This window comes from Luteibacter yeojuensis (genome assembly GCF_000964085.1).
GTDB lineage: Bacteria > Pseudomonadota > Gammaproteobacteria > Xanthomonadales > Rhodanobacteraceae > Luteibacter > Luteibacter yeojuensis_A.
Window position 1 is genome coordinate 21,425 of the sequence record NZ_JZRB01000058.1, and the last position, 26,275, is coordinate 47,699.

Genomic DNA, 26,275 nt, shown 5'->3' on the forward strand with positions numbered 1-26,275 from the left:
CTCGCGCGCGATGCTCTATCCTTCCAGCCTGAACGCGCAAGTCAGGCCCAAGCCATGCCCATCCGTGCCCTACCGCCCGAGCTGATCAACCAGATCGCGGCCGGTGAAGTCATCGAGCGCCCCGCCTCGGTGGTGAAGGAACTCGTGGAGAACAGCATCGATGCCGGTGCCCGCCGCATCGAGGTGGACATCGAGCAGGGCGGCGTGCGCCTCATCCGCGTGCGCGACGATGGCGGCGGCATCCCCCGCGAGGAACTGCCCCTGGCCGTGGCCTCGCATGCCACCAGCAAGATCGCCAGCTTCGACGACCTCGAGCGCGTGGCCAGCATGGGGTTCCGTGGCGAAGCCCTTGCCTCCGTCTCGTCCGTCGCGCGCTTTTCGCTCACCTCGCGCCAGGCCGGCCAGGACGCCGCGTGGCGCATCGAAGTGGACGGCGGCAAGTACACCGATGCACGCCCCGCGCAGCATCCGCCGGGCACCACCATCGAGGTGCGCGATCTCTTCTACAACGTGCCCGCGCGGCGCAAGTTCCTCCGCGCCGAGCGCACGGAGTTCGCGCACATCGACGACCTGCTGAAGTCGCTGGCGCTGGCGCGCGAGGGCGTCGATATCCGCCTCACGCACAACGGCAAGCCCGTGCGCCTGCTCAAGCCCGCGCGCGATGAGCACGCGGCGCTGGCGCGGGTGGCGGAAGTGCTGGGCCCGGATTTCCCGGGCCAGGCGCTGCGCGTGGAGCACGAGGCGGCCGGCCTGCGCCTGTCGGGCTGGGTGGGCTTGCCCACCGCGTCGCGCTCGCAGGCCGACCAGCAGTATTTCTACGTCAACGGCCGCCTCGTCCGCGACCGCATCGTGGCGCATGCGGTACGCCAGGCCTACGCCGACGTGCTGTTCCACGGCCGCCACCCGGTGTTCGTGCTGTTCCTTGAACTCGACCCCGCGGGCGTCGACGTCAACGTGCACCCGGCGAAAAACGAAGTGCGCTTCCGCGAGCAGCGCCTCATCCACGATTTCCTGTTCCGTACGCTGCACGAGGCCCTGTCGCAGACGCGCGCCGGTGCCGTGCCGAATGAAGCCGCCATGCCGGTCGCCGCCGCGGCCACGGGCGGCTTCGAATCGCGTGTATCGCAACCCATGCCACACGCCATGCCCGCGTGGCCGCAGCAGGCCAGCCAGTCGCGGCTGAACCTGGGCGTGCGCGAGCAGCCGCTGGCGGGCTATGCCACGCTGTTCGGCGAGGCGCAGAACAGCGCGTCCACCAGCTTCGCGCCGCGCCCCTCCGCGTCGTGGTCGCCCACGCTGGCGCAGGACCCGGAGCAGGGCGATGACATTCCGCCCCTGGGCTATGCCATCGCGCAGCTGAAGAACATCTACGTGCTGGCGGAAAACGCGCACGGCATGGTGCTGGTGGACATGCACGCGGCGCACGAGCGCATTACGTACGAGAAACTGAAAAATGGCCGCGTCACCGCCAGCCTGCGTTCGCAGATGATGCTGGTGCCGCTGTCCATCGCCGTCAGCGCGAAAGAAGCCGCGGCGGCGGAAGAACACGCCGAGGCGCTCGCCGACTGGGGCCTCGAACTGTCGCGCAGCGGCCCGTCCGGCGTCGTCGTGCGCCGTATCCCTTCGCTGCTCGAGGGCGCCGACGTGGCGCAGCTCACGCGCGACGTGCTGGCCGAGCTCGCGCAGCACGGCAGCTCGCGCCGCCTCGAAGAACTGGAAAACGAACTGCTCTCGACGATGGCCTGCCACGGTTCCGTGCGTGCCGGCCGCCGCCTGGGGCTTCCCGAAATGAACGCCTTGCTGCGCGAAATGGAAGCCACCGAACGCAGCGGCCAATGCAACCACGGCCGCCCCACCTGGGTGCAGCTCTCGCTCGCCGAGCTGGACAAACTCTTCCTGCGCGGCCGCTAACCCCAATGTAGGAGCCCACCCCGTGGGCGACAGCTCTTCGCGACACGCGCCAAGGCCCCCGCAGGTTGTCGCAAAAGATGTCGCCCACGGGGTGGGCTCCTACGAGACGCCTGTTTCCATGAGGTTCGTATGTTCAAGTCACTTGCCCTCGCTTCCGCCGTCGCCATGACGACCAGCAACGCCCTTGCCGCCGACGATCTCCAGGCCACCGTGGAAAAGGCGCGCGCCGAACGGCTTGCCGCGCTCACGGCACCGGATGGCTGGCTGAGCCTCATCGGCCTGGAATGGCTGGAGCCGGGCGCGAATCGCGTGGGCAGCGCGGCCGACAACGACATCGTGCTAAAAGCGGGCCCCCCGCACCTGGGCACCATCACGCTGGACGCTAACGGTGCCGCCACCATCGAGCTGGCGAAAGGCAGTGGCGCGCTCGTCGATGGCCGCGAGGTGGAGCGTGCCACGCTGGTCGACGACGCCGACGGCCGCAAGCCCACCGACGTGCGTTTCGGTTCCGCGCAGTTCTTCGTCATCGCCCGCGACGGCCGCAAGGCGCTGCGCGTGAAAGACGAAAACGCGCAGACCCGCACGCACTTCCTCGGCCTCGACTATTTCCCCATCGACCCATCGTGGCGCGTCGTGGCCGACTGGGTGCCGTTCGATCCGCCGCATGAACTCGAGATCGGTTCGGTGCTGGGCACCATCGACAAGGAGAAGGTGCCGGGCAAGGCCGTGTTCACCCGCGACGGCCACACGTTCGAGCTTTTCCCCATCCAGGAAGAACCGAACTCGCTGTTCTTCGTCTTCGCCGACCGCACCAGCGGCAAGGAGACCTACGGCGCCGCGCGTTTCCTCGATACGCCGCTGGCGAAAGACGGCAAGCTGGTGCTCGATTTCAACCAGGCGCGCAACCCGCCATGCGCGTTCACGCCCTATGCGACGTGCCCGCTGGCGCCGCCGGAGAACCGGCTGGATGTGCGGGTGACGGCGGGTGAGAAGAATTACCGGGGTGGGCACCACTAAGGGTTCCCGCTTCTTCGCCTTGTTGGTTTTTCGCGCGCAAGCGCGCCCCTACAGGGTTGAATCTGTGGGAGCGCGCTTGCGCGCGATGCTCTTCAAACGCCCTTGAAAGCGGGCTTGCGGCGCTCGAGGAACGCCGTGGTGCCTTCGCGCATATCCTCCGTCGAGAACGCGATGGCGAAGCCCTGCGTTTCAAACGCAAGGCCCTGGTCGATCGCGCATTCGCCGCCTTCGATCACGGCATCGAGGATGCCCTTCAGCGCAAGCGGCGCCGCGGCGGCCAGCTGGTCGGCCATGGCATCCACCGTGGCGTCGAGTTCGTCCGCAGGCACCACGCGCGTGACGATGCCCAGCCGCTCGGCGCGCGCCGCGTCGATCTGCTGGCCCAGCAGACACAGTTCCAGGGCGGCGCCACGGCCGGTGAGGCGCGTGAGGCGCTGCGTGCCGCCAAAGCCCGGGATCAGCCCGAGGCCGATCTCCGGCTGGCCGAACTTCGCTTTCTCACTCGCGACGCGCAGGTGGCAGGCCATGGCCAGTTCCATGCCGCCGCCCAGGGCGTAGCCCTGGATCTTCGCCAGCACCGGCTTGCCAAGGCGCTCGATGGTGAGCATCAGCTGCTGGCCCGCCAGCGACGCGGCCTGGGCCTTCACCGGCGACCACGCGGTCATCTCGGAGATATCCGCGCCGGCCACGAAGGCCTTCTCGCCCGCGCCCGCCAGCACCACCACGCGCACGGCGTCGTCCTGCTGGGCCTGGCGGAACGCGAGGGTCAGCTCGCCGATCGTCTCGCGGTTCAGCGCGTTGAGCTTGTCGGGGCGGTTGACGGTGATGGTGCGGACGGCGCCGCGGTCGGCGGTGGTCAGGGTGCGGAAGGCCATGGTCAGGTCCGGCGGGTGGTGGGAGCGCGGATGGTAACAGGGGAACCTTTGCCCCCCGAATGGCGTCTCAGGGCGTACGGGCACCGGGCCGGCCTGATGGACTATCCTCCACGCGTGCCCGGGTAACCGGGTCCACGGAGAACGGGATGTCACCCCAGCGTCTGTTTGTCATTGCCATGGGCCTGTGCTGCGGCACGGCCTTCGCCCAGGCGGCGCCGCCGGCGCCTGCCAGCAGCGTGCCCGCCAGCGGCGCGCCGGCCATCGACAAGACCAAGCTGTCGTACGCCATCGGCTACCAGATCGGCACGCAGTTCGCGAACAGCGCGCAGCCGGATGTCGACATCGCCACCCTGGTCAAGGCCCTGCAGGATGGCTACGCCAAGCGCGCCCCCGGCGTGCCCATCGATGTGATGCAGCAACAGCTGGTGAACTTCGACGCCAAGGTGCAGCGCGATTCGGTCGTGGCCTTCCGCCGCGTAGCCACCGGCAACGCGCAGCGCAGCGCCGATTTCCTCGCGAAGAACAAGACCAAGGCCGGCGTGGTCACGTTGCCCTCGGGCATCCAGTACAACGTGCTGGCGCGCGGCAACGGCCCGCAGGCCCAGGTCACCAGCACCGTCGTGGTCAATTACCGCGGCGCGCTCATCGACGGCACCGAGTTCGACAGCTCCTACGCGCACGGCAAGCCCGTCACCTTCACCGTGAACCGGGTCATCCCGGGCTGGCAGGATGTGATTCCGCGCATGCACGTGGGCGATAAATGGAAGGTGGTGATCCCGCCGCAGCTTGCCTACGGCGAGCGCGGCGAGCTGCCGCGCATCGGCCCCAACGAGGCCCTGGTGTTCGAGATCGAGCTGGTGGGCATCCGCCCGTAAGCCGCCCGCGCTATGATGGCCGGCGACATGGCCATCGCCCCCCTCCCGCCTGCCAGCCTGCCCCTCACGCCTTGCACCGGTGTCTGCCGGCTTGATGCGCGTGGCCTTTGCGAAGGCTGCCTGCGCACCGGCGGCGAGATCGCGGCCTGGCGCACGCTCAGCGACGAGGAGAAGCTGTGGATCATGGACGAAGTGCTGCCCCACCGGCAGGCGGGCTGATGGACGACCTGCTGGCGCGGCTGCATGGTGCGTTGCTTCCCCTCGAAGCACCCCCGGGGCCGCACGGCTGGAACCACGACGACATGGTCCGCCTCATCGGCGACGTGCCGCGCCGCCGCGCCGCGGTGCTCATCGGCATCCGCGACGACCGCGAACAGAACGTGCTGTTCACCCTGCGCACCGACACCCTGCAGCAGCACGCGGGGCAGGTGGCGTTCCCGGGTGGCCGCGTCGAAGCGAGCGATGCCGATGTCGTCGCCACCGCCTTGCGCGAAAGCCGCGAAGAGATCGGCCTCGAGGAGCGCTTCGTCACGCCTTTGGGCTACCTCGAGGCCATGGAAACCATCAGCGGGTTCAGCGTCACGCCCGTCGTCGCGCGCATCGCGGCCGATGCGCCGCTGAAGCCCGACCCGGGCGAGGTGGCCGAAGTGTTCGAAGTGCCGTTCGGTTTCTTCACCGACCCGGCCAACCTGCGCCGTTACCGCATGGATTTCCGCGGCCACAACCGCGAAATGGTGGAGTTCCTGCACGCGGGCTACCGCATCTGGGGCGCCACCGCAGCCATGCTGTTCAACCTGCTTAAGCGGATGGGGCACCAGCCATGCTGATCTCACGCACCCTCGTCGACGCGGCCACCGCCGCGAACCTGCCGGCCACCGACGTGCTGTTCGTCGATTGCCGATTCGACCTCGCCGATGCCGGCAAGGGCGACCGCGATTACGCCGAGGCGCACATCGCTGGCGCGGTGCGCGCCGACCTCGACCGCGAGCTGGCCGACATGGGCACGCCCGCGAATGGCCGCGGCCGCCACCCGTTGCCCGGGCGGGCCGCGTTCGAAGCGTTCCTGTCGCGCATCGGCTGGCGCCCGGATACCCAGGTCATCGCCTACGACGGCGCAGGCGGCGCGCTCGCCGCCGCGCGTTTCTGGTGGCTGGCGCGGCTGGCCGGGCTCGACAACGTCGCCGTGCTCGACGGCGGCTGGCCCGCGTGGCTGGCGGCGAAGCTGCCGGTCGACAGCGTGGTGCCGGCGCGCGCACCCACCAGCGTGGATGCCTGCTTCGACGCGGCGGGCACCGTCACGGCGGAAGAACTCAGCGCCGAACTTGCCAGCGGCCGCTTCGTGCTCATCGACGCACGCGCCACGCCGCGCTACCGCGGCGAGGTGGAGCCGCTCGACCCCGTCGCCGGCCATGTGCCCGGCGCGCGCAACCGGCCCTTCGCCGACAACCTCGACGCCAACGGCTTCTTCCGCCGGCCCGAGGAACTGCGCAAGGCATTCGAAGCCATCATCGGGCCGCACCCGGCGGAAGACGTGGTGCATATGTGCGGCTCCGGCGTCACCGCGTGCCATAACCTGCTGGCGATGGAATACGCGGGCCTGTGCGGCTCGCGGCTGTATGCGCCGTCGTGGTCGGGGTGGGTTTCGGATCGCGCGAGGCCGGTCGCCACCGGCGACCGGTAGGCATCGCGCGCAAGCGCGCTCCCACAAGCGATCGGATGCCCGCCTACCCTGTGGGAGCGCGCTTGCGCGCGACGGCTCCTAGAACGCCACCGTGCGCCTTTCCCGCGCCGAAACCTGCGCAGCTTCAATAACGCGGATCACATCCCGCGCCTCGCGCGCCGACACCGGCAGCTCGCCCTCGCCACGGATCGCCGCGGCCACGCCGTCGTAGTAGGCGGTATACCGCCCCGGCAGCGTATCGATCGTGGTGCTGGTGCCGTCGGCATCGGTGAAACGCCCGAACAGCCCCGGATCGTCCTCGCCCCAGCCGGCACCACCTGGCCGCTTGCCTTCGCGCAGCGCAGCTTCCTGCCCATCGAGGCCGTACTTCACGAAGCTGCCGCCGTCGCCGTGCACGAGGTAGCGCGGCCCCGGGTCGCGCACGAGCACCGAGGCGTGCAGCACGGCGCGGCGCGGGCCGTAATCGAGCACGAGGTGGAAATAATCGTCGACCTTCGCCGCCGCGCGCTGGCGTGTCACATCCGCCGTGACCGCGCGGGGCAGGCCGAACAGCACCAGGGCCTGGTCGATGAGATGCGCGCCGAGGTCGTAAAGCAGGCCCGAGCCCGGCACGTCGGTTTCCCGCCAACCCTGCTTGATCTCGGGACGGAAGCGGTCGAAATGGGCCTCGAAGTAAGCGACCTCGCCCAGGCGCCCATCTTCGACGAGGCGGCGCACGGTGAGGAAGTCGTTATCCCAGCGGCGGTTCTGGAAGACGGAGAGGTGCCGGCGCTTCTCCGCCGCCAGCGCGATCAACGCGTCGGCGTCGGCCGCGGTGAGGGTGAAGGGCTTGTCGACCACGACGTGCTTGCCGGCCTCGAGCGCGGCACGCGCCAGCGGGGCATGGGCATCGTTCGGGGCCGCGATGACGACCAGCTCGATGGCCGGGTCGTTGATCAAATCTTGAGGATTTTCGTACGCCCGGGCTTCGGGAAAGTCACGGGATGTCTCGTCGATGCGGCGGCTGCCGATGGCCGCCAGGCGCAGGCCTTCCGCGGCCGCGATGAGCGGCGCATGGAAGAAAGCGCCTGCGGTGCCGTAGCCAATGAGGCCGGTGGGGATGGCGTGCATGGTCGCTCCGGGCGTGGACAGGCCGCTAGCGTAGCGCGGCGCCCCTGACCAATTCGTTTAGGATCCTGCCCTTCGTGGTCCATCACCCGGTAAGTGCATGAGTGCTTTGGAAATCGAGGCGGCGCCCCGCGCGCGGCTACCCCGGCAGGTTCCCTTCATCATCGGCAACGAGGGGTGCGAGCGTTTCAGCTTCTACGGCATGCGGAACATCCTCACGCCGTTCCTGGTGAGTTCGCTGCTGCTCTACCTGCCCGAGGCCGCCCGCCCGGGTGCGGCGAAGGATGTGTTCCACACCTTCGTCATCGGCGTGTATTTCTTCCCATTGCTGGGGGGCTGGCTGGCCGACCGGTTCCTGGGCAAGTACCGCACCGTGCTGTGGCTGAGCCTCGTGTACTGCATCGGGCACTTGTGCCTGGCGCTGTTCGAACACAGCGTGGCGGGGTTCTATACCGGCCTGGCGCTTATCGCGCTGGGGGCGGGCGGCATCAAGCCGTGCGTGGCCGCCTTCGTCGGCGACCAGTTCGACGAGGGCAACCGGCACCTTGCCAAGGTGGTCTTCGACGCCTTCTACTGGATCATCAACGTCGGCTCGTTCCTCGCTTCGTTGCTCATGCCGTTCTTCCTGCGCCAGTACGGCGCCGCGGTGGCGTTTGGCCTGCCGGGCGCGCTGATGGCCATCGCCACGCTCGTGTTCTGGATGGGCCGCAAGCACTACGTCATGCAGCCACCCACGCGGCGCGACCCGCACGGCTTCGCGCAGGTGGTGAAAAGCGCGCTGCTGGCGCGGGCGCCGGGGCAGGGCAGGCCGGGCCTCGCGGTGTTCGTCGTGGCCGTGGCGCTCGCGCTTGGCTCGCTGGCGCTGGTGCCCGTGCTCGGCATCGTCGCGGCACTGTGTGTCGCGTTGGTGCTGCTGCTCGCGGGCATGGTGGTGGGTACGCAGCTGCAGCTCGACCGCGTGCGCGGCCTGCACCCTGCCGAGGCCATCGAGGGCGTTGGCGTGGTGCTGCGCGTGCTGGTGGTGTTCGCGCTGGTCACGCCGTTCTGGTCGCTGTTCGACCAGAAGGCCTCGACGTGGGTGCTGCAGGCCAACGCGATGCAAGCGCCTGGCTGGTTGCACCCCGCGCAGATGCAGGCCGTGAACCCGGCGCTCGTGTTGTTGCTGATCCCGTTCAACAACCTGGTGCTGTACCCGATGCTGCGCCGCTGGGGCATCGAGCCGACCGCGTTGCGGCGCATGACGGCAGGCATCGCGTTCTCGGCCATCGCATGGGTGGTGGTCGGCATGCTGCAGCTGGCGCTCGACGGCGGCAGCCCGGTGCACATCGCCTGGCAGGTGCTGCCCTATGTGTTCCTGACGATGGGCGAGGTGCTTGTCTCGGCCACTGGCCTGGAGTTCGCCTACAGCCAGGCGCCCCCGGCGATGAAGGGCACGCTGATGAGCTTCTGGACCCTCAGTGTCACCGTGGGCAACCTGTGGGTGCTGCTGGCCAACGCGGGTGTGCGCAACGACGCCGTGCTGGCCGGCATCGCCAGCACGGGCATGGGCGCCACGGCGTTCCAGATGTTCTTCTTCGCCGCGTTCGCGGGCGTGGCCGCGCTGGCGTTCGGCCTCTATGCGCGGCGCTACCGCATGGTGGACTACTACCGCTCCACGTAACCTGCATGGGGCCGGCGGTATAGAGTGCGTTCCCCGAAGCCGCCGGAGCCACGCCATGGTCGAACCGAAACATGCCTCGCCGACACCCGGCGCCGCGGCCAGCGAGTGGCCGGGCAAGGTGGTGCTGGTCACCGGCGGCGCCCAGGGCGTGGGCAAGGGCATCGCCCAGGCGGTGCTGGAAGCGGGTGGCAACGTCGTCATCGGCGACCTGGACGCGGAAGCGGGCAAGGCTTGCCTCGACGAATGGCAGGCCGGCGAGCGGGCCGCGTTCCATGTGCTCGATGTATCGAAAGAAGCCAGCGTGATACGGTTCGTCGCCGCGGCACTGAAACGCTTTGGCCGCATCGATGGCCTCGTGAACAACGCCGGCATCGCCAACCCGCACAACGACCCGATCGAGGCGATGGATTGGGCCGAGTGGAAGCACCGCATCGAGACCAACCTCGGCGGCGTGTTCCTCTGCTGCAAGCACGCGCTGCCGTCGTTGAAGCATGTGAACGGCGCCATCGTGAACATCGCATCCACGCGTGCCCACCAGTCCGAGCCGCACAGCGAAGCCTACGCGGCGAGCAAGGGCGGCATGCTGGCGTTCACGCACGCGCTCGCCGTCAGCGCGGGGCCGGTGCGCGTCAACGCCATCAACCCCGGCTGGATCGTCGTGGACGACTGGAAGAAGCCCTCGGTGCGCAAGAAGGCGAAGCTCTCCGCCGCCGACCATGCGCAACACCCCGTGGGCCGCGCTGGCGTGCCGCCCGATATCGGGGCGCTAGCGGTGTTCCTGTTGTCGTCGCAGGCAGGTTTCATCACGGGCGAGAACATCACGGTCGACGGCGGCGTCGCCCGCAAGATGCACTACGTCTGACTGCATGTGGGAACAGAAACCTGTGGGAGCACGCCAAAAGATGTCGCCCACAGGGTGGGCTCCTACGGCAGCGAGTAGCGCTCCAGTGGAATCGTCGTCATCGCCCCGGCCTTGAACGCCAGCCTTCCCTCGTCATAGTCCCATTGCTCCACGAGGCAAACCGCACGATCCGACGCCGCATCGTGGCGTATGACATGGACTGAATTGCTGATGCCTTCGCGGATGCGCGTCGACGTGGCCGTGCCCGCCTGCACCGACCACAGCTCGCTGGCCAGCTGGCGTGCCTCGGTGTTCAACGGCCGCACGTAGGGCAGGTGGATGTGCCCGCCCAGCACGAGGTCGGCGCCTGCGGCCGCCCAGGCCTTGATGGCCGCTTCATGGTTGATGAGCAGGTTGGCGATGTCCTTCTCGCGGATGACGTGCACCGGCTGGTGGGTGACGACGATACGCAGCTGCTCGTCGCGCGCCGCGCGCAGGCGTTCGCACACGCGGGCGATCTGGCGGTCGGATACTTCGCCGTTCTTGTGCCGCGCGGGGCGCACGGTGTTGATGCCGATGACCAGCGCATCGGCACTCTCGTGCACGGGCTCCAGGTCATCGCCGAAAACATCGCGATACCGGCCGAACGGGTTCAGCGCGCGCGCCACCAGGTTCACCAACGGCACGTCATGGTTCCCGGGCACGACGAGCGTCGGGCGCGCATAGGCATCGACGAATCGCCGCGCCGCCGCGAACTGCTCGCGCGTCGCCCGCTGGGTCACGTCACCGGAGAGAATCACGAGGTCTGGCGCCATCGTGGTGATGAGCCGTTGCAACGCAGCGACCACCTCCGGGCGCTCGGTACCGAAATGCGGGTCGGAGACCTGGACGAACACGCTCAACCCGGGTCCTCCCCCGGCTTGCGCTCGCCGTCGGTGACCAGGACGAGCGGGCGTGGCGCCGCGCGGAAGACGATGGGCGGGTCGAGCCACTCGATCTCGCCGTCGACGGCCACCTTCATCTTCCGGCGGTGGTGCCTTGGCGTGACGGTGATATCGCGGAAGGGAAAGCTCACGGCGTTCTCGGCATCGCCCAGCCGGCCCAGTGCGCCGCGCAGGATGAGGCCCAGCATGGTCAGGCGGCCCATGGGTTTCAGCACCAGCCCGGCCAGCGTGCCGTCGTTGCGGAACACGTGCTCCGCCTCGGGCAGGCCGATGATCTCCAACTGCAGCGCGTTGTTGCCGACGAACAGCGTGGGCGTGCGCAGCTGGCGTGCCTGCGTGCCATCGCTCACCTCGATCCGCAGCGGCCGGTAGCCGCGCATCATCGTGGCCAGGCCCGACCACAACGCGACGAGGCGGTGGCGGCCGAAGCGTTGTTTCCACGCTTCGCGGTCCTCCAGCACCTGGGGGTAAAGGCCCAGGCTGCCGTTCACGAGGAAGAGCCGGTCGTTCACCATGCCCACCTGCACGTTGCGCGGCGTGCCGCGCAGCAGGCCCTCGGTGGCGGCGACGGGGTCGGCGGGGATGTTGTGCGAGCGGCCGAAGAAATTGAACGTGCCCTGCGGCAACACGCCCATGGGGATCTGTTCGCGCCAGGCGGTGCCGGCGACGCAGTTGATGGTGCCGTCGCCGCCGGACGCCACCAGCACGCCGCCTTCCTTCTTCGCATGCGCGGCGGCTTCGGCCACCACGTCGCGGATGGGGTGCGCCTCGTCGATGAGGAAGAACTTATGCGCGCGGCCGGCGGCGTCCAGCGTGGCACGGATCGCCTCGCGGGCTTGCTCCGTATCCCCGCGGCCGGAGCCGGCATTCATCACGATGGCGAAGGGCATGTCATTGGGCATGCCGCCAAGATCAGCATTGGCCGTGTGTTGGCCGCATGAAATTACGCGCGTGCCGCCCGGCCCTCGCGCAGGCGGGCGTGCTCGGCGCTGCCCACGCAGAGCGTGAGCCAGGCCAGGCCGGTGGCGTAGCCAGCCATCACGTCGCTGAAGTAATGCACCTGCAGCAGGATGCGGCTGATGCCCACGATGGTGATGAAGGCCACGGCGGCCACCACCACGGTGCGGTGCCATCGCGGCGGGGTCAGCACCAGCAGCACGTAGGCGAGCATCCCATAGAACACCATCGAGCCCGAGGCATGCCCGCTGGGGAAGCTGAAGGTGTGCTCGACGATGAACCCGTGGTCGTGCAGCGGCCTTTCGCGCTGGAACACGTGCTTCAGCGCCGTGTTGATGAGGGCCGTGCCGGCCAGGGCCACGAGCCACGTGGCGGCCAGCCGGCGGTGCCCGCGCGCGGCCAGGGCGATCGTGACCACGCCGGTCACGACGGCGAGCGCCACGGGGTTGCCCAGCTGGGTAAGCCACGCGATGGCGTGCAGCACGGGCAGAGGCATGTTCGCGCGCAGGTCGCTGGCCAGCGACGCGTCGAACAGCGTCAGGCCCGCCTGCTCGCGTACCTCCACCGCGATGACCGAGGCGATGACCAGCATGGCGACGACGACGGCCGCGGCGGTCGTCGGCCGGAGGAAGCTTCGCGCGGCGGGGTCGAGCCCTTCGCGGCGGCGCACCGTGCGCCGCCAGGCCACGTCCGCGCCGAGCAGGGCGACGGCGAGCAGCAGTCCCCACAGCGAGAGGGCGTGGCGGCTGATCCAGTCAACAGTCATGTTCCGTCGGCTCCGCGACTCGTGGCAGGATCGGCCATGTTGCCACGCCGCCTGCGCGCGGCCCGTCGAAGGGACCACCTGATGAAGCACACCCCCATCCGCGCCGCGCTGGCGCTGACGCTCCTGGCCTGCGGCGCCGCCGCGCACGCCGATGGCGCACCAGCCACCCATCGCATCGTCCGCGTCACCCTCGAGGGCGGCACCGACAAGGGCACCTCGGGCCGGCTGCTGGTCTTCGCCGCCCCGGCCGACAAGGCAAAGGCGGCCGCGAAGGAGGGCAAGGTGGAGGAAGTGGACACCAACCCGTTCCACCCCGAGGCCGTCTCCGTGGCCGGCCGCGAGGTCAGCTGGATCGCCCCGGGCCAGTCGGTCGACCTCGACACCGATGGCGAGGCCTTCCCGGCGGGCTTCTCCAGCCTGCCGCCCGGCGACTACCTGTTCCAGGCCGTGCTCGACGTGGGCAACGACTACAACTACGGCGGCCGCCGCGCCGGCGACCTCATCAGCGAGGTCACGCCGGTGAAGATCACGGGCAAGGGCGCCATCCCAGCCCTGAAGCTCACCAGGGTGGTGCCGGAGCGCGACGTGTGGGCCCTGCCGCCGACCGCGCCCAAGGCGGTCCGTGACGTGCTGCCGGAAGCACGCAAGCACGCCCACGAGGAGACCCTGCAGAGCAAGGCGCTCACCGCGTTCGGTGGGTACCCGCAGTCGATCCGGGCGTGGGTGCTGACGCCCCCCGGTTACGAGCAGGGCAAGGCCAGCTACCCCGTCGTGTACCTCACGCACGGTTTCGGCGGCGGCTTCGACCGCTACGCCGGCACCATCGCCACGGTGTGGGATGCCATGGCGAAGAAAGAGATGCCCCCGATGATCTGGGTGCTCCTCGACGAATCCGGCCCCACCGGCACCCATGAGTTCGCCGACTCGGTGAACAACGGCCCGTGGGGCCAGGCGCTCACCACCGAATACATTCCGTGGCTGGAAACCCGCTACCGCATGGATGGCAAGACCAGCGGCCGCTTCCTCAACGGCCATTCGTCGGGCGGCTGGGCCACGCTGTGGTTGCAGACGCGCTACCCGCAGATCTTCGGCGGCACGTGGTCGACCTCGCCCGACCCAAGCGATTTCCACGACTTCACCGGCATCGACCTCTACCGGCCGGATGCCAACGCCTACAAGAAGCCCGATGGCTCGGCCAACCCGCTAGTGCGCGACAAGGGCCAGGTCATCGCCACGTTCGAGACCTTCGCCCGCCTCGAGCGCGTGCTGGGTGCGTACGGCGGCCAGCTGGCGTCGTTCGAGTGGGTGTTCTCGCCGCGCGGCAAGGATGGCCGCCCCATGCCCATGTTCAACCGCGACACGGGGGCGGTCGACCCTACGGTCGCCGCATACTGGCGTGACCACTACGACATTTCGCAGCGGCTGCGAACCCAATGGCCGGCACTGAAGCCCGACCTCGACGGCAAGATCCACCTCATCGTCGGCACCGCGGATACCTTCTACCTCGACGGCTCTGCGAAATTGCTCAAAGAAACACTCGATGGCCTCGGTGCGAAAAGCGACATCCGCTTCCTCCCGGACAAGACCCACTTCGACCTGTACACCGAAGGCGACGACCGCCAGGCGCTGCTGAAGAAGATCGCGTGGGAGATGTATGACGTAGCGCGGCCCGGGCAGGGCAAGAAGTAGCACCCGCGTAGGAGCCCACCCCGTGGGCGACATCTTTTCGCGAGGCGTATTGAGCAGGAGATGGGAGATGGGAGTGGCAAGGTATTCCGTGAGGGTTTCACGGATGCCACTCCCACCACCCATCACCCGCCACCCACCACCGCTACTACCAAGGTCGGAATGCACCGCCCAACCCACGCGGGCTAACCTCGCCTGACCACCGGAGGCAACCGTATGGGCTACGAGGACACCTGGCGCCGTTCCGTCGATGAACCCGAGGCGTTCTGGGGCGAGCAGGCGAAGCTGATCGACTGGCAGGTGCCGCCGCGGCACATCCTCGACCAAAGCAACCCGCCGTTCCGCCGCTGGTTCGTCGGTGGCACCACCAACCTCTGCCACAACGCGGTCGACCGCCACCTCGAGGCGCGAGGCGACCAGCTGGCCATCGTGGCCGTCTCCACCGAGACCGGCACCACCCGCGAGATCAGCTACCGCGAGCTGCACCACGAGGTGAACGCCTTCGCCGCGGTGATGCAGGCGCTGGGCGTGGGGAAGGGCGACCGCGTCGTCATCTACCTGCCCAACATCGCCGAAGCCGTGTTCGCGATGCTGGCCTGCGCACGCATCGGCGCCATCCATTCCGTCGTGTTCGGCGGCTTCGCCGCGCACAACCTGGCGCTGCGCATCGACGATGCCGAACCCACCCTGCTGATCTGCGCCGACGCGGGCATGCGCGGTGGCAAGGTGATCCCGTACAAGCCCCTGGTCGACGCCGCGTTGAAGGAAGCGAAGGCGCCGCCGCCGCATGTCCTCGTCGTGAACCGTGGGCTCGACCCGACGATGGCCGTGGTCGAAGGCCGTGACGTGGACTACGCCGTGCAACGCGAGGCGCACCTCGGTGCGACCGTACCCGTGGCATGGCTCGAATCGAACGAACCCAGCTACCTGCTTTACACCTCGGGCACCACCGGCAAACCCAAGGGCGTGCAACGCGACGTGGGCGGCTACGCCGTGGCGCTGGCCCTGTCGATGACCACCATCTTCGACCTCCAGCCCGGCCAGGTGATCCTGTGCACGTCGGACGTGGGCTGGGCGGTGGGCCATTCGTACAACGTGTACGGGCCGCTGCTGGGTGGCTGCACCGCCATCCTCTACGAAGGCATGCCCACGAACCCCGACCCGGGCATCTGGTGGAAGTTGTGCGAGCAGTACGGCGTACGCACGATGTTCTCCTCGCCGACAGGCATCCGCATCCTGAAGAAGCAGGACGAGGCGTGGCTGAAAAAATATGATCTCTCTGCACTGCGCTGGATCTTCCTCGCCGGCGAGCCGCTCGACCAGCCGACGTATGAGTGGCTTTCGGGCGGCACCGGCAAGACGGTGATCGACAATTACTGGCAAACGGAGACCGGCTGGCCGGCGCTGTCGCTGATGCCCGGGCTCGACATGCGGCCGGTGAAACCCGGCTCACCGGGGTTCCCCACGTTTGGCTACCGCATGCGCGTCATCGACGACGCCACGGGCGAAGACAAGGCACCGGGCGAGAAGGGCGTGCTGGTGATCGAGCCGCCCCTGCCGCCTGGCTGCCTCACCACCATCTGGCGTGATGACGCGCGTTACGCGCGCAGCTACTTCGGCCATTTCAAGGAGCTGCTGTACAGCTCGCTCGACTGGGCCGTGCGCGACGCCGACGGCTACACCTTCATCCTCGGCCGCACCGACGACGTCATCAACGTGGCCGGCCACCGCCTGGGCACGCGTGAGATCGAAGAATCTGTCGCCACACTCGGCGCGGTGGCGGAAGTGGCCGTGGTGGGTATCGCCGATGAACTGAAAGGCCAGCTGCCGGCGGTGTTCGCCACGCTGAAACAGGGCGTCACCGACCACCCGGCCGACGTGGCACGGGCCATGGAGCGGCGGGTGGTGGAATTGCTGGGTGCACTGGCGCGGCCGGGGTGCGTGTTTGTGGTGGGGGCGTTGCCCAAGACCCGCTCGGGCAAGCTGCTGCGCCGCTCGCTGCAGGCCCTGCTGCAGGGAACCGACCCGGGCGACCTGTCGACGCTGGACGATCCCAGTTCCCTGGAAGAAGTCCGCAAGGCCATCGCCAGGGGCCCAGACTGCGGCAAGCACACGCCGCTGTAGGAGCCCACGCCGTGGGCGACAGCTTTTTGCGCGGGCGCTCGGCGAAAAGCTGTCGCCCACGGCGTGGGCTCCTACACGGGGCGCCCCTCCACCGCACCGCAACAATCCTTTACACGGCCCCCGCGCTAAAATGCCGGTCTTTACGCGGAGACTTTCCATGCCCTTGCCCCCGTCGGCCGGTAGCCGTTTCCGGGCCGCCCTTGCGGCCGAGAAGCCCCTGCAGGTCATCGGCGCCATCAACGCCAACCACGCCCTGCTGGCGCAGCGCGCCGGGTTCCGCGCCATCTACCTGTCGGGCGGCGGCGTGGCCGCGGGCTCGCTGGGCCTGCCCGACCTCGGCATCAACACCCTCGACGATGTGCTGACCGATGTCCGCCGCATCACCGATGTGTGCGACCTGCCGCTCATGGTCGACATCGACACCGGCTTCGGCCCCAGCGCCTTCAACATCGCGCGCACGGTCAAGAGCCTGATTAAGTTCGGCGCCGCCGCCTGCCATATCGAAGACCAGGTGGGCGCCAAGCGTTGCGGCCACCGCCCGGGCAAGGAAATCGTCACCGCCAGCGAAATGGCCGATCGCGTCAAGGCCGCCGCCGATGCGAAGACCGACCCGGATTTCTTCCTCATCGCCCGTACCGACGCCATCGCCGTCGACGGCGTGGACGCGGCCATCGAGCGCGCCATCGCCTGCGCCGAAGCCGGCGCCGATGCCATCTTCGCCGAGGCCGCCTACGACCTGCCCACGTACAAGCGCTTCACCGATGCGCTCAGCGTGCCGGTGCTCGCCAACATCACCGAGTTCGGCCAGACCCCGCTGTTCAGCACTGAGGAACTCGGCAGCGTCGGCGTGGGCATCGTGCTGTACCCGCTGTCGGCGTTCCGCGCCATGAACAAGGCGGCCGAGAACGTCTACACCACCATCCGCCGCGACGGCCACCAGCGCAACGTCATCGACACGATGCAGACGCGCGAGGAGCTTTACGACCGCATCGGCTACCACGACTACGAGCGTCGCCTCGACGCACTGTTCTCGAAGAAGGGTTAAGGAGAGTCACGCATGAGCGACACCACCACCGCCCCGGCCGGCCCGAAGCCGAAGAAATCCGTCGCCCTCTCGGGCGTGGCCGCGGGCAACACCGCGCTTTGCACGGTCGGCCGCAGCGGCAACGACCTCCACTACCGCGGCTACGACATCCACGACCTGGCCGCCAAGGGCTCGTTCGAAGAAGTGGCCTACCTGCTCGTCCACGGCGTGCTGCCGAACTGGACCGAACTGAACGCCTACCGCGCCAAGCTCAAGCGCCTCCGCGGCTTGCCGGCACCGGTGAAGGGCGCCCTCGAACTGCTGCCTGCCGCCACGCACCCCATGGACGTGATGCGCACGGGCGCCTCCATGCTCGGCACCGTGCTGCCCGAGAAGGACGACCACAACGTCACTGGCGCGCGCGACATCGCCGACCGGCTGATGGCCAGCTTCGGCTCCATGCTGCTGTACTGGTACCACTTCAGCCACAACGGCAAGCGCATCGAGACCGAAACCGAAGACGACACCATCGCCGCGCACTTCCTGCACCTGCTGCACGGCAAGAAGCCCAGCGACCTGCACGCCCACGCGCTCGATCGTTCCCTCGTGCTCTACGCCGAGCACGAATTCAACGCCAGCACGTTCACCGCGCGCGTCATCGCCGGCACCGGCTCGGACATGTACTCGTGCATCACCGGCGCCATCGGCGCGCTGCGCGGCCCCAAGCACGGCGGCGCGAACGAGGTGGCGATGGAAATCATCGCGCGCTACCGCGACGCGGCCGAGGCGGAAGCGGATATCCGCGCCCGTGTCGAGCGCAAGGAAATCATCATCGGCTTCGGCCATCCGGTGTACACGGTCTCCGATCCGCGCAACGAGATCATCAAGGAGGTCTCGCGCAAGCTGTGCACCGACGGCGGCAACCCGCGGCTGTTCGAGGTCTCGGAGAAGATCGAGAAGCTGATGTGGGAGCTGAAGAAGATGTTCCCGAACCTGGATTGGTACTCGGCATCGGCGTACCACATGATGGGCGTGCCGACGGCGATGTTCACGCCGTTGTTTGTCATCGCGCGCACGTCGGGTTGGAGCGCCCATGTGATCGAGCAGCGCCAGGACGGCAAGATCATCCGCCCAAGCGCAAACTACACGGGCCCGGAAGACCAGTCCTACATCCCGATCGAAAAGCGCTGATCGCTGCTTTTCTGCTCAACTGTAGGAGCCAGCTTGCTGGCGATGCTCTTGAAAGGCCCGGCTACAAGCCGGGCCTTTTTTATCGGTTCATTCGTTGGCACGAATGCATGTGTTGAGCGGCGTTCGCCGCCTAGGCCTGGGTGTGTCGAGGCGAAGAGCCCTTGGTGCCCACCCTCGCTGCTCAGACAGGTCCTCCGCGCTCGATAAGGAAATGCGCCTGCCGGCGCACGACGTTATTAGATTGGCCTACGGCCGCTGCGCTTGTGCGGAACTCGCATCGAGGGTGGGCACCAAGGACCCTTTGCGGCACGGAGGTAGCGTGGTGGCCGAGCTACGCCTATGCACGTGGGCGGCTCTGGGCCTTGGGGCCTTGGTGATATTTGCAGGCCGCGCGCACCCGACGCGATGGGCCCACGTCGACTTGCCGGGGTGGTAGAGGGTGGGCGGTAGGTGGGCCGTTGGGGCTTGCAGGTTGCCGCGCTTAGCGGGCCGAGGCGATGAGCGTGGCGGCGTGGGCGGGATCGGTCGTCACCATCGCGCCCATGGTCAGTACGCAGGTCAGCACGGCGGCGAGGAAGAAAGTCTTCAGCAGGAAGGTTTCGGTTTTCATGGCGGCTCTCCTTTACATAGCGGGCGGGCGTATTTGCCCTTTCGCCAAAGGAGCTGCATCGGCCGTGCCAACCAGGAGAGTAGGCTGCAAGGCGCGCAGTGAAGCCATTCTCACCGAGACGCGCGAGCTGCCCTGTGCTGTCCGCGGACAACGATCTGTCCGCGCCCCTGTTCCGTGCGGGCGCCCCACGCCGCGGGCGTGGCTCGACCCCATGTTGCCTCCGTGCTGCAAAGAGTCCTTGGTGTCCACCCTCGAGGCGAGTTCCGCACAAGAGAGCGGCCGTAGGCCCGTAGGAGCGCACACCGGTGCGCGAATGGGAGACACGGCGGCGTAGCCGCAGCCTTGGACGCGAGGGTGGGCACCAAGGGCTCTTCGCCTCGACGCCACACGCCATAGGCGGCGAATGCCGTTCAATACATGCATTCGCGAAAGCGAATGAACCGATAAAAAAGCATCGCCAGCAAGCTGGCTCCCATAGCCTTCTTTTGGCCCGGGCTTTCTACAGCGAAGCGGCCAACCGTGTTGCCTGGTCGATCGCACGCTTCGCATCAAGTTCGGCCGCCACATCGGCACCGCCGACCAACCGGACATCGATACCCCGCGCCACCAACCCCTCATGCAACACCCGGTTCGGCTCCTGCCCCGCGCAGACCACCACATGGTCCACGCCAAGGATGTGCTTCTGGCCATCCATCGTCACATGCAGCCCCTCGTCATCGATGCGGTCGTACGTTACCCCGCCGAACATCTGCACCTTCTTGTTCTTCAGCGTCGCGCGATGCACCCAGCCGGATGTCTTGTTAAGGCGCCCGCCGGGGCGGCCTTCCGATCGTTGTAGCAGCCACACCTGCCGTTCCGGTGCTTCGGGCGTCGCCTTCATCAGGCCGCCGGGGGTCGCCATCGCCATGTCCACGCCCCATTCCTTCGACCAGCGCGCCACGTCCGTGGTGGGGGAGGGCGCGGCCTCGGTGAGGAACTCGGCGACATCGAAGCCGATGCCGCCGGCACCGATGATCGCGACCTTGGCACCGACCGGGTGGTTGCCGTGCAGCACGTCGAGATACGAGAGCACCTTGGGGTGCGTGGCGCCTTCGATGGCCAGCGGGCGCGGCGTGACGCCGGTGGCGAGCAGCACGGTGTCGAAGCCGCCCGTTGCCAGGGAATCCACCGTGGCCTCGGTGCCCAGCGCCTGCGTGACGCCGGTCGCGTCGAGGCGGTGGCCGAAGTAGCGCAGTGTTTCGTGGAACTCTTCCTTGCCGGGGATGCGCTTGGCCATGTTGAACTGGCCGCCGATCTCGCTGGCGCGGTCGAACAGGGTCACGGCGTGGCCGCGCTCGGCCAGCGTCGTGGCGGCGGCCAGGCCGGCAGGGCCGGCGCCCACCACTGCGACGCGCTTCTTCGCCGCGGTGGGGAGTATCTTCAGTTCGGTCTCGTGGCAGGCGCGCGGGTTCACCAGGCACGAGGCGAGCTTGTTGCCGAACACGTGGTCGAGGCAGGCCTGGTTGCAGGCGATGCAGGTGTTGATCGCGATGGCCTGGTTGGCCTTTGCCTTGTTCACCCAATGCGGGTCGGCCAGGAGCGGGCGGGCCATCGAGACCATGTCGGCGTCGCCGCCGGCCAGGATGCGCTCGGCCACGTCGGGCATGTTGATGCGGTTGGTGGTGACCAGCGGAATGCCGACATTGCCCTTCATCCGCCGCGTAACCCACGTGAACGCGCCACGCGGCACGCTGGTGACGATGGTGGGCACGCGGGCCTCGTGCCAGCCGATGCCCGTGTTGATGATCGTGGCGCCCGCGGCTTCGATCTTCCTGCCGAGCGTGACGATATCGTCCCAGGGCTGCGCGTTGTCCACCAGGTCGAGCATGGACAGCCGGTAGATGATGATGAAGTCCTTGCCCACGGCCTCGCGCATGCGCCGCACGATCTCGACGGGGAAGCGCATGCGGTTTTCCGCGCTACCGCCCCACTGGTCGTTGCGCGTGTTGGTGCGCGTGGTGAGGAACTGGTTGATGAGGTAGCCCTCGGAACCCATCACCTCCACGCCGTCGTAGCCGGCGTCGCGCGCGAGCTTCGCGCTGCGGACGAAGGCGTTGATGGTGCGCTCCACGCCAGCGGCGCCCAGCGCGCGCGGGGTGAATGGCGTGATGGGCGACTTGATGGCAGAAGGCGCCACGGAAAGCGGGTGGTAGCCGTAGCGGCCGGCATGGAGGATCTGCATGCAGATCTTGCCGCCCTCGGCGTGCACGGCCCGGGTGACCTTGCGGTGGCGCGCCACGTGCCACGGCATCGACATCGTGCCCGACATGGGCTTGAGCCAGCCGCGGAGGTTCGGGGCCATGCCACCCGTGACGATCAGGCCTACGCCACCCGCGGCCCGCTCGGCGAAATACGCCGCCAGCTTGTCGAAATCGGCCGCCTTGTCTTCCAGCCCGGTGTGCATGGAACCCATGAGCACGCGGTTGCGCAGGGTGGTGAAGCCCAGGTCGAGTGGGGCAAGGAGGTGCGGGTAGGACACGGGCGGCGGCTCCGGTTCAAACGATCGTTCGAATCATCGGGCCTAAGGCCACGGACGGCAAGGGCTGGCGCAGCAAAAGCTGCCGCGACAGTGACAGTTCCGGGTCGCCGCACAGGCGTTACGGGCTGTATCAGCCGCGTAACAACGGACGTGATCGGTTCAGTTTGCGAAAACCGGTGAAATGGCGTCGTGGCGCGGTCTCGCGCCCCGCGCGACCGAAGGCACGCTAATTGCTCCCTCCTGTGACCCGGCGCGTTGGCAGGACGCATCGGCCACCCCCGATCCAACAGGGGAACCACGTCGCTCGCTCACTGGAGACTCTCCCATGCGTAAGACCCTCATCGCCACGGCGATCTGCCTCGCTATCGGATTCGCACTGCCGGCCATGGCCGACGACACCCAGACGGGAGCCGCTGGCCCGTCCGCCCAGCGTCATTCCACGGCCCAGGCCTGGACCGATAGTGCCAATGACAACTCCACGCGTAACAGCTACAACACCAGCAACTGGACGGCCACCAGCTCGTTCAACACCAGCACCAGCAACGCGGTCAACGATGTCACGTTGAACGGCGCGGTCTCGGGCAACGAGACCTATAACTTCGGCAACATCGCGGCCAACATGGGCAACGCCAACGGCGCCCGAGGTGGTGCGGGCGGTGACGCGACGGGTGCCAACGGCCGTGGCGCGGCTGGCGGTGACGGCGGCAACGGCGGACGCGCCTCGTCACACGGCGCGGTCGGCGGCGACGCTGGCAGCTGGAACGGCGGCTCGGCCGGTGAAAGCTACGCCGACGGTGGCAACACGAATGGCGACGGCGGCAATGCCGGCCGTGGCAACGCCAGCTCGCGCGCGAACGGCCGTGGCGCCGATTCGTCCACGGGCGGATCCACCGCCAGCACGGGTGGCGCATCGGCTAGTGCCGGTGGCGCGACGACGTCTGGTGATTCGTCGCCGACGTCGACGAGTGGTTCGGCTACCGGCGGCGCCGGCGGCACGGCGTGGGCCATGGGCGGCACCGGTGGTGAAGGTGGGGCGGGTGGTTCGGGCACTGGCGGCGGCAACTCCGGCGGCGCCGGCGGTAGCGGCGGCATGGGCGGCTCGAACGGCGTGAGCACTGGCGACTTCAACATGTCCAACACCATGTCGGCTTCGGCATCGGGTGCGGCGGGCGTGCTGAACCTTGCGCAGAGCTCGGGCGCCAACGCGCTCATCCAGCAGGCCGTGAACGTCCAGGCCAACCTGAACGTGGGTCAGTAAGCGCACGCACGTAGCGACGGAACCACGGGGCGCCCTTGTGGCGTCCCGTGGAACTCGAAGGGCACCCCAGCCTCAGGAGCACACCCATGCCGATGTTCCGACCCCACACCGCGTACGTGGCGCTGGCGTTGCTGGCGACAGGGCTCGCGGCAGGCGCCGCGCATGCCACGCCGCCGGGCGAGCCACCGCCGTCGTTCGGCACCGCCACGCCGGTGGACCAGTTGCAGGCCATGACGGGCGGCACGGATACGCACGTCACGAACAACAGCGTCACCAACCAGGAAAGCCACGGCACCGTCGATAACAATTCGAATTTCAGCATCGGCAACGGCGCGAACAACATGGGAGATGCCGCGCTGAGCGGCACAGGCATCATCACCGGCATCCAGAATTCCGGTAACAACGTCCTCATCCAGAACAACACGATCGTGACGGTGAGGATGCAGTGATGAAGCTGGCCTGCGCCCTCGCCGCCTGCCTCGCCCTGGCGAGCCCGTTCGCCATCGCAGGCAAGGCCGAGGTGCAGACCAGCCCGGGTGTTTCGTACCCGATGAAGTTGACCAGCCTGAAAGAAGCCCGCTTCCGCAACACCATTCGCCAGAAATACGACTTCAGTTGCGGCTCGGCGGCGGTGGCCACGTTGCTCACTTACCAATACGCGTACCCGGTCGACGAGCAGTCGGCATTCGACATCATGTTCACCAACGGCGATCGCCGGAAGATCTCGCGCGAGGGCTTTTCGCTGCTCGACATCAAGCGCTTCCTCGCGTCGCGTGGCTTCCAGGCTGATGGCTTCACCGTTCCGCTGGAAAAGCTGGACGAAGAGGGCATCCCTGCCATCGTGCTGATCGACGAGCGCGGCTACCACCACTTCGTCGTCGTCAAAGGCTACAAGAACGGCCGCGTGCTCATCGGCGACCCCGCCCGTGGTACGCGTTCCATGTCCAAACGGCGCTTCGACGACATGTGGAAGAATCACATCGTCTTCGTCATACATAACGAACGCGACCGCGCCATCTTCAACAGTCCGCGCGACTGGGCAGTCGCGCCCGCGGCACCGATCACCGAAGGCATCGAACGCAATGGCCTCGGTCCCATCGTCATGCCCAAGCGCGGACCGGGGGATATATGAGCACCCGACGAATCCTCATCGCCACGGCGATCGCCCTGGCTGCCTGTGGCGGTGCACACGCCGCCGACTTCCCCGTCAATCACGCCGTGCCCGACGAGCGGCTGGACGCGATCCGAGGTGGCTTCGACATGGGCTCGTTCCAGGCGTCGCTTGGGCTTGAGCGCACGGTGATGATCAATGGCGTTGAAGCGATCCGCCAGACCGTCAACATACCCGATGTGACGAAAATCACCGCCGACCAGGCCACGGCCATGCAGGCCTTCATGGGTACGACGTTCGTGGCGAATGGCAATACAGGGGCTGCGACCAGTGCACAGGCCCCCGGCTTGTCGAGCGTCACCCTGCCCACCAGCGTCTCGCCTGGCTTGGTGGTGCAGAACGCGCTGGACAACCAGGCCATTTCGGCTACGACGAAAATTGATGCCTCGGTGAACACCTCGCAGATGTTGCAGGGGTTGCGTATCGACGAAGCTATACGGGACACGACGATCCAGTTCCGGGGGAACTAACGCATGTATCGCAACGGCAGGGTGATGCAGGCAAAAACGTGCGTGGGCGCCTTGTCGCTCGCGGTGCTCCCGATGTGGATTGGGGCATGCCTTGCGCAGGATGCCGCGCCGGTCGACCCGGCGCTGCGTGAGAAGATCGAAGCGCAGGGCCGCAAGATCGACGCGATGCGAAGCCGCATGGCGGAGCAGCTCGCCGAGCTTGAGCAGATGAAGCGCGAGCTGGCGTCGCAAGAGGTCGCGTACAACGACTTGCGCAAGGCCGTCGGCATGACAGCCCTGGAGGAGGCGCGTGCGACAGGCGCACCGCCTGCCGCAGGGGCACAGGCTAGCGCAGCGCCGCCGCAGGACCAGGTGCCGCCGGGCACGCCGGCGCCAGGCGCGCCGGTGGCACCGGCATCGCAACCGGTAGCGGCCACGCAGCCCGTGGGCAAGCGGCCCGAGACGGACGAGCGCCCGCCTGAGGTCGCGCCGATCTTCGACCAGCCTGGCGTGCTTACCCCGCGTGGCAAGCTCATCGTCGAGCCCTCGTACCAGTATGGCTATTCGTCCAGCGACCGCGTATCGCTGGTGGGCTATACCGTCATCCCGGCGATCCTTATCGGCCTGGTCGATGTCCGCCAGGTAAAGACCACGACGCAGACCGGCGCGGTCGCGTTCCGCTACGGCCTGACGAACCGCATGGAACTTGAGGTCCGCGTGCCGTATGTCGACACGCACACGGATACGATCAGCCGCGAGATCTTCACTGGCACGGCACAGGACAACCTGTTCACCACGAGCGGCAAGGGCATCGGCGATATCGAAGCCACGTTGCGCTACCAGATCAACGATGGCGGCGCCGACAAGCCGTATTACATCGGCTGGTTCCGCGCCAAGTCGCGCACGGGCGAAGACCCGTTCGAAGTGACCAGCGATTGCGTGACGCGATGCCTGCAGAACGTGACAGGCACCGGGCTGCCGCTCAAAAGCCCCACGGGTTCCGGCTTCTACTCCGGTCAGCTCGGCCTCACCTGGTTGTACCCGTCCGATCCGGTGGTCTTCTTCGGCAACTTCAGTTACCTGCACAACTTCGAGCGCAAGAACGTCAGCCGCAACGTGCTCGGTTCCGGCAAACAATTCCTTGGTGACATCAAGGCGGGCGATATCGCCGACATCAGCATCGGCATGGGCTTGTCGCTCAATGAGAAGGCATCGATCAGCATCGGTTACGACCAGGCATTCGTAGGCCGCACGCAGCAGAACAGCCATCCCATCCCTGGTTCGGCGCGCTCGACGCTGGGTTCGCTGCTGATCGGCGGCTCGTATCGTTTCAACGACAAGGAAACGATGAACATCACGCTGGGCGTTGGCGTGACCCGCGATACCCCGGATACCACCGTGACGGTACGCGTGCCCATCACGCTCTAAGCCACGCTATTCGCCACCACGCGAGGGCTGGGGTGCTTGCATCCCGGCCCTTTCACTTCTGACTTGTTTCACCTTGCGTTCACTCGCGTGAACGCGATCACGTTTCAAACGCCCGAAGGTTCCCCTGCACGCGACGCATACATAACGCATCGTTAAGATTTCGACCGGGGGTTGGACCTTTT

Annotated in this window: 24 protein-coding genes; 17 read left to right on the plus strand and 7 right to left on the minus strand. The window is 67.7% G+C overall.

Annotated elements, in window-relative coordinates; genetic code table 11:
- Positions 1 to 54: 54 nt before the first annotated feature.
- Both mutL and VI08_RS18700 read left to right on the plus strand, forming a co-directional pair.
- Entirely contained in the window at positions 55 to 1,911 is a 1,857-nt protein-coding gene (gene mutL / locus VI08_RS18695; protein WP_045831151.1) for a DNA mismatch repair endonuclease MutL, read from the plus strand.
- A 129-nt stretch (positions 1,912 to 2,040) separates the two neighbouring features.
- Entirely contained in the window at positions 2,041 to 2,928 is an 888-nt protein-coding gene (locus tag VI08_RS18700) for a DUF1684 domain-containing protein (protein WP_045831152.1), read from the plus strand.
- A gap of 92 nt (positions 2,929 to 3,020) precedes the next feature.
- On the opposite strand, the gene VI08_RS18705 is transcribed toward VI08_RS18700, so the two are convergent.
- Entirely contained in the window at positions 3,021 to 3,803 is a 783-nt protein-coding gene (locus VI08_RS18705; protein WP_045831153.1) for an enoyl-CoA hydratase/isomerase family protein, read from the minus strand.
- 146 nt (positions 3,804 to 3,949) lie between these two features.
- On the opposite strand from VI08_RS18705, the gene VI08_RS18710 reads away from it, so the two are divergent.
- The 4 genes from VI08_RS18710 to VI08_RS18725 are packed head-to-tail and all read left to right on the plus strand — an operon-like array spanning position 3,950 to position 6,359.
- Positions 3,950 to 4,678, plus strand: coding sequence for an FKBP-type peptidyl-prolyl cis-trans isomerase (locus VI08_RS18710; RefSeq protein ID WP_045831154.1), 729 nt, complete (start codon positions 3,950 to 3,952; stop codon positions 4,676 to 4,678).
- A 27-nt stretch (positions 4,679 to 4,705) separates the two neighbouring features.
- Entirely contained in the window at positions 4,706 to 4,897 is a 192-nt protein-coding gene (locus VI08_RS22625) for a DUF1289 domain-containing protein (RefSeq protein WP_084621616.1), read from the plus strand.
- Positions 4,897 to 5,505, plus strand: a complete 609-nt coding sequence (locus VI08_RS18720) for an NUDIX hydrolase (protein WP_045831156.1) — start codon at positions 4,897 to 4,899, stop codon at positions 5,503 to 5,505. The genes VI08_RS22625 and VI08_RS18720 overlap by 1 nt, the downstream gene beginning before the upstream one ends.
- Entirely contained in the window at positions 5,499 to 6,359 is an 861-nt protein-coding gene (locus VI08_RS18725; RefSeq protein WP_045831157.1) for a sulfurtransferase, read from the plus strand. The genes VI08_RS18720 and VI08_RS18725 overlap by 7 nt, the downstream gene beginning before the upstream one ends.
- Positions 6,360 to 6,437: 78 nt before the next feature.
- On the opposite strand, the gene VI08_RS18730 is transcribed toward VI08_RS18725, so the two are convergent.
- Positions 6,438 to 7,469: an oxidoreductase gene (locus tag VI08_RS18730; protein ID WP_045831158.1), complete on the minus strand. Its 1,032-nt coding sequence runs from the start codon at positions 7,467 to 7,469 to the stop codon at positions 6,438 to 6,440.
- 97 nt (positions 7,470 to 7,566) lie between these two features.
- Between VI08_RS18730 and VI08_RS18735 the strand changes: the two genes are divergently transcribed.
- Positions 7,567 to 9,126 carry an oligopeptide:H+ symporter gene (locus VI08_RS18735; RefSeq protein ID WP_045831159.1) on the plus strand — a complete coding sequence of 520 codons (1,560 nt, stop codon included), beginning with the start codon at positions 7,567 to 7,569 and terminating at the stop codon, positions 9,124 to 9,126.
- 55 nt (positions 9,127 to 9,181) lie between these two features.
- On the plus strand, positions 9,182 to 9,988 hold the full coding sequence (locus VI08_RS18740; protein ID WP_045831160.1) for an SDR family oxidoreductase: 807 nt from the start codon (positions 9,182 to 9,184) through the stop codon (positions 9,986 to 9,988).
- A 62-nt stretch (positions 9,989 to 10,050) separates the two neighbouring features.
- Here the strand turns inward: VI08_RS18740 and VI08_RS18745 are convergent, their stop codons facing one another.
- The 3 genes from VI08_RS18745 to VI08_RS18755 are packed head-to-tail and all read right to left on the minus strand — an operon-like array spanning position 10,051 to position 12,634.
- Entirely contained in the window at positions 10,051 to 10,863 is an 813-nt protein-coding gene (locus tag VI08_RS18745; RefSeq protein WP_232309597.1) for a metallophosphoesterase family protein, read from the minus strand.
- A 2-nt stretch (positions 10,864 to 10,865) separates the two neighbouring features.
- The gene (locus tag VI08_RS18750) at positions 10,866 to 11,801 is read right to left on the minus strand and encodes a diacylglycerol/lipid kinase family protein (protein ID WP_198149004.1); all 936 of its coding nucleotides are present in this window, start codon (positions 11,799 to 11,801) and stop codon (positions 10,866 to 10,868) included.
- A 53-nt stretch (positions 11,802 to 11,854) separates the two neighbouring features.
- Positions 11,855 to 12,634, minus strand: coding sequence for a phosphatase PAP2 family protein (locus VI08_RS18755; RefSeq protein ID WP_045831163.1), 780 nt, complete (start codon positions 12,632 to 12,634; stop codon positions 11,855 to 11,857).
- An 81-nt stretch (positions 12,635 to 12,715) separates the two neighbouring features.
- On the opposite strand from VI08_RS18755, the gene VI08_RS18760 reads away from it, so the two are divergent.
- From VI08_RS18760 to prpC, 4 genes are all read left to right on the plus strand, one after another.
- Complete coding sequence (locus VI08_RS18760) at positions 12,716 to 14,323, plus strand: alpha/beta hydrolase (protein WP_045831164.1); 1,608 nt, start codon at positions 12,716 to 12,718, stop codon at positions 14,321 to 14,323.
- Between the two features lie 213 nt (positions 14,324 to 14,536).
- The gene (gene prpE / locus VI08_RS18765; protein WP_045831165.1) at positions 14,537 to 16,444 is read left to right on the plus strand and encodes a propionate--CoA ligase; all 1,908 of its coding nucleotides are present in this window, start codon (positions 14,537 to 14,539) and stop codon (positions 16,442 to 16,444) included.
- A 157-nt stretch (positions 16,445 to 16,601) separates the two neighbouring features.
- Entirely contained in the window at positions 16,602 to 17,489 is an 888-nt protein-coding gene (gene prpB / locus VI08_RS18770; protein ID WP_045831166.1) for a methylisocitrate lyase, read from the plus strand.
- A 12-nt stretch (positions 17,490 to 17,501) separates the two neighbouring features.
- On the plus strand, positions 17,502 to 18,659 hold the full coding sequence (gene prpC / locus VI08_RS18775; protein WP_045831167.1) for a bifunctional 2-methylcitrate synthase/citrate synthase: 1,158 nt from the start codon (positions 17,502 to 17,504) through the stop codon (positions 18,657 to 18,659).
- 481 nt (positions 18,660 to 19,140) lie between these two features.
- Here the strand turns inward: prpC and VI08_RS22420 are convergent, their stop codons facing one another.
- Together VI08_RS22420 and VI08_RS18780 are read right to left on the minus strand one after the other, a co-directional pair.
- Positions 19,141 to 19,269: a hypothetical protein gene (locus tag VI08_RS22420; protein WP_269745858.1), complete on the minus strand. Its 129-nt coding sequence runs from the start codon at positions 19,267 to 19,269 to the stop codon at positions 19,141 to 19,143.
- Positions 19,270 to 19,768: 499 nt separating this feature from the next.
- Positions 19,769 to 21,787 (minus strand): NADPH-dependent 2,4-dienoyl-CoA reductase, encoded by a 2,019-nt coding sequence (locus tag VI08_RS18780; protein ID WP_045831168.1) that lies wholly within the window; start codon positions 21,785 to 21,787, stop codon positions 19,769 to 19,771.
- A 325-nt stretch (positions 21,788 to 22,112) separates the two neighbouring features.
- On the opposite strand from VI08_RS18780, the gene VI08_RS21880 reads away from it, so the two are divergent.
- From VI08_RS21880 to VI08_RS18805, 5 genes are all read left to right on the plus strand, one after another.
- A complete protein-coding gene (locus VI08_RS21880) occupies positions 22,113 to 23,045 on the plus strand; it encodes a hypothetical protein (protein ID WP_052698056.1) in 933 nt (310 codons plus the stop codon).
- 86 nt (positions 23,046 to 23,131) lie between these two features.
- Complete coding sequence (locus tag VI08_RS21075; RefSeq protein WP_052698057.1) at positions 23,132 to 23,494, plus strand: hypothetical protein; 363 nt, start codon at positions 23,132 to 23,134, stop codon at positions 23,492 to 23,494.
- The gene (locus tag VI08_RS18795; RefSeq protein ID WP_045831169.1) at positions 23,494 to 24,177 is read left to right on the plus strand and encodes a C39 family peptidase; all 684 of its coding nucleotides are present in this window, start codon (positions 23,494 to 23,496) and stop codon (positions 24,175 to 24,177) included. Before VI08_RS21075 ends, VI08_RS18795 begins: the two co-directional genes overlap by 1 nt.
- Entirely contained in the window at positions 24,174 to 24,686 is a 513-nt protein-coding gene (locus tag VI08_RS18800) for a hypothetical protein (protein ID WP_045831170.1), read from the plus strand. Before VI08_RS18795 ends, VI08_RS18800 begins: the two co-directional genes overlap by 4 nt.
- 24 nt (positions 24,687 to 24,710) lie before the next feature.
- Positions 24,711 to 26,093 (plus strand): hypothetical protein, encoded by a 1,383-nt coding sequence (locus tag VI08_RS18805; protein WP_052698058.1) that lies wholly within the window; start codon positions 24,711 to 24,713, stop codon positions 26,091 to 26,093.
- The last annotated feature ends 182 nt before the right edge of the window (positions 26,094 to 26,275 follow it).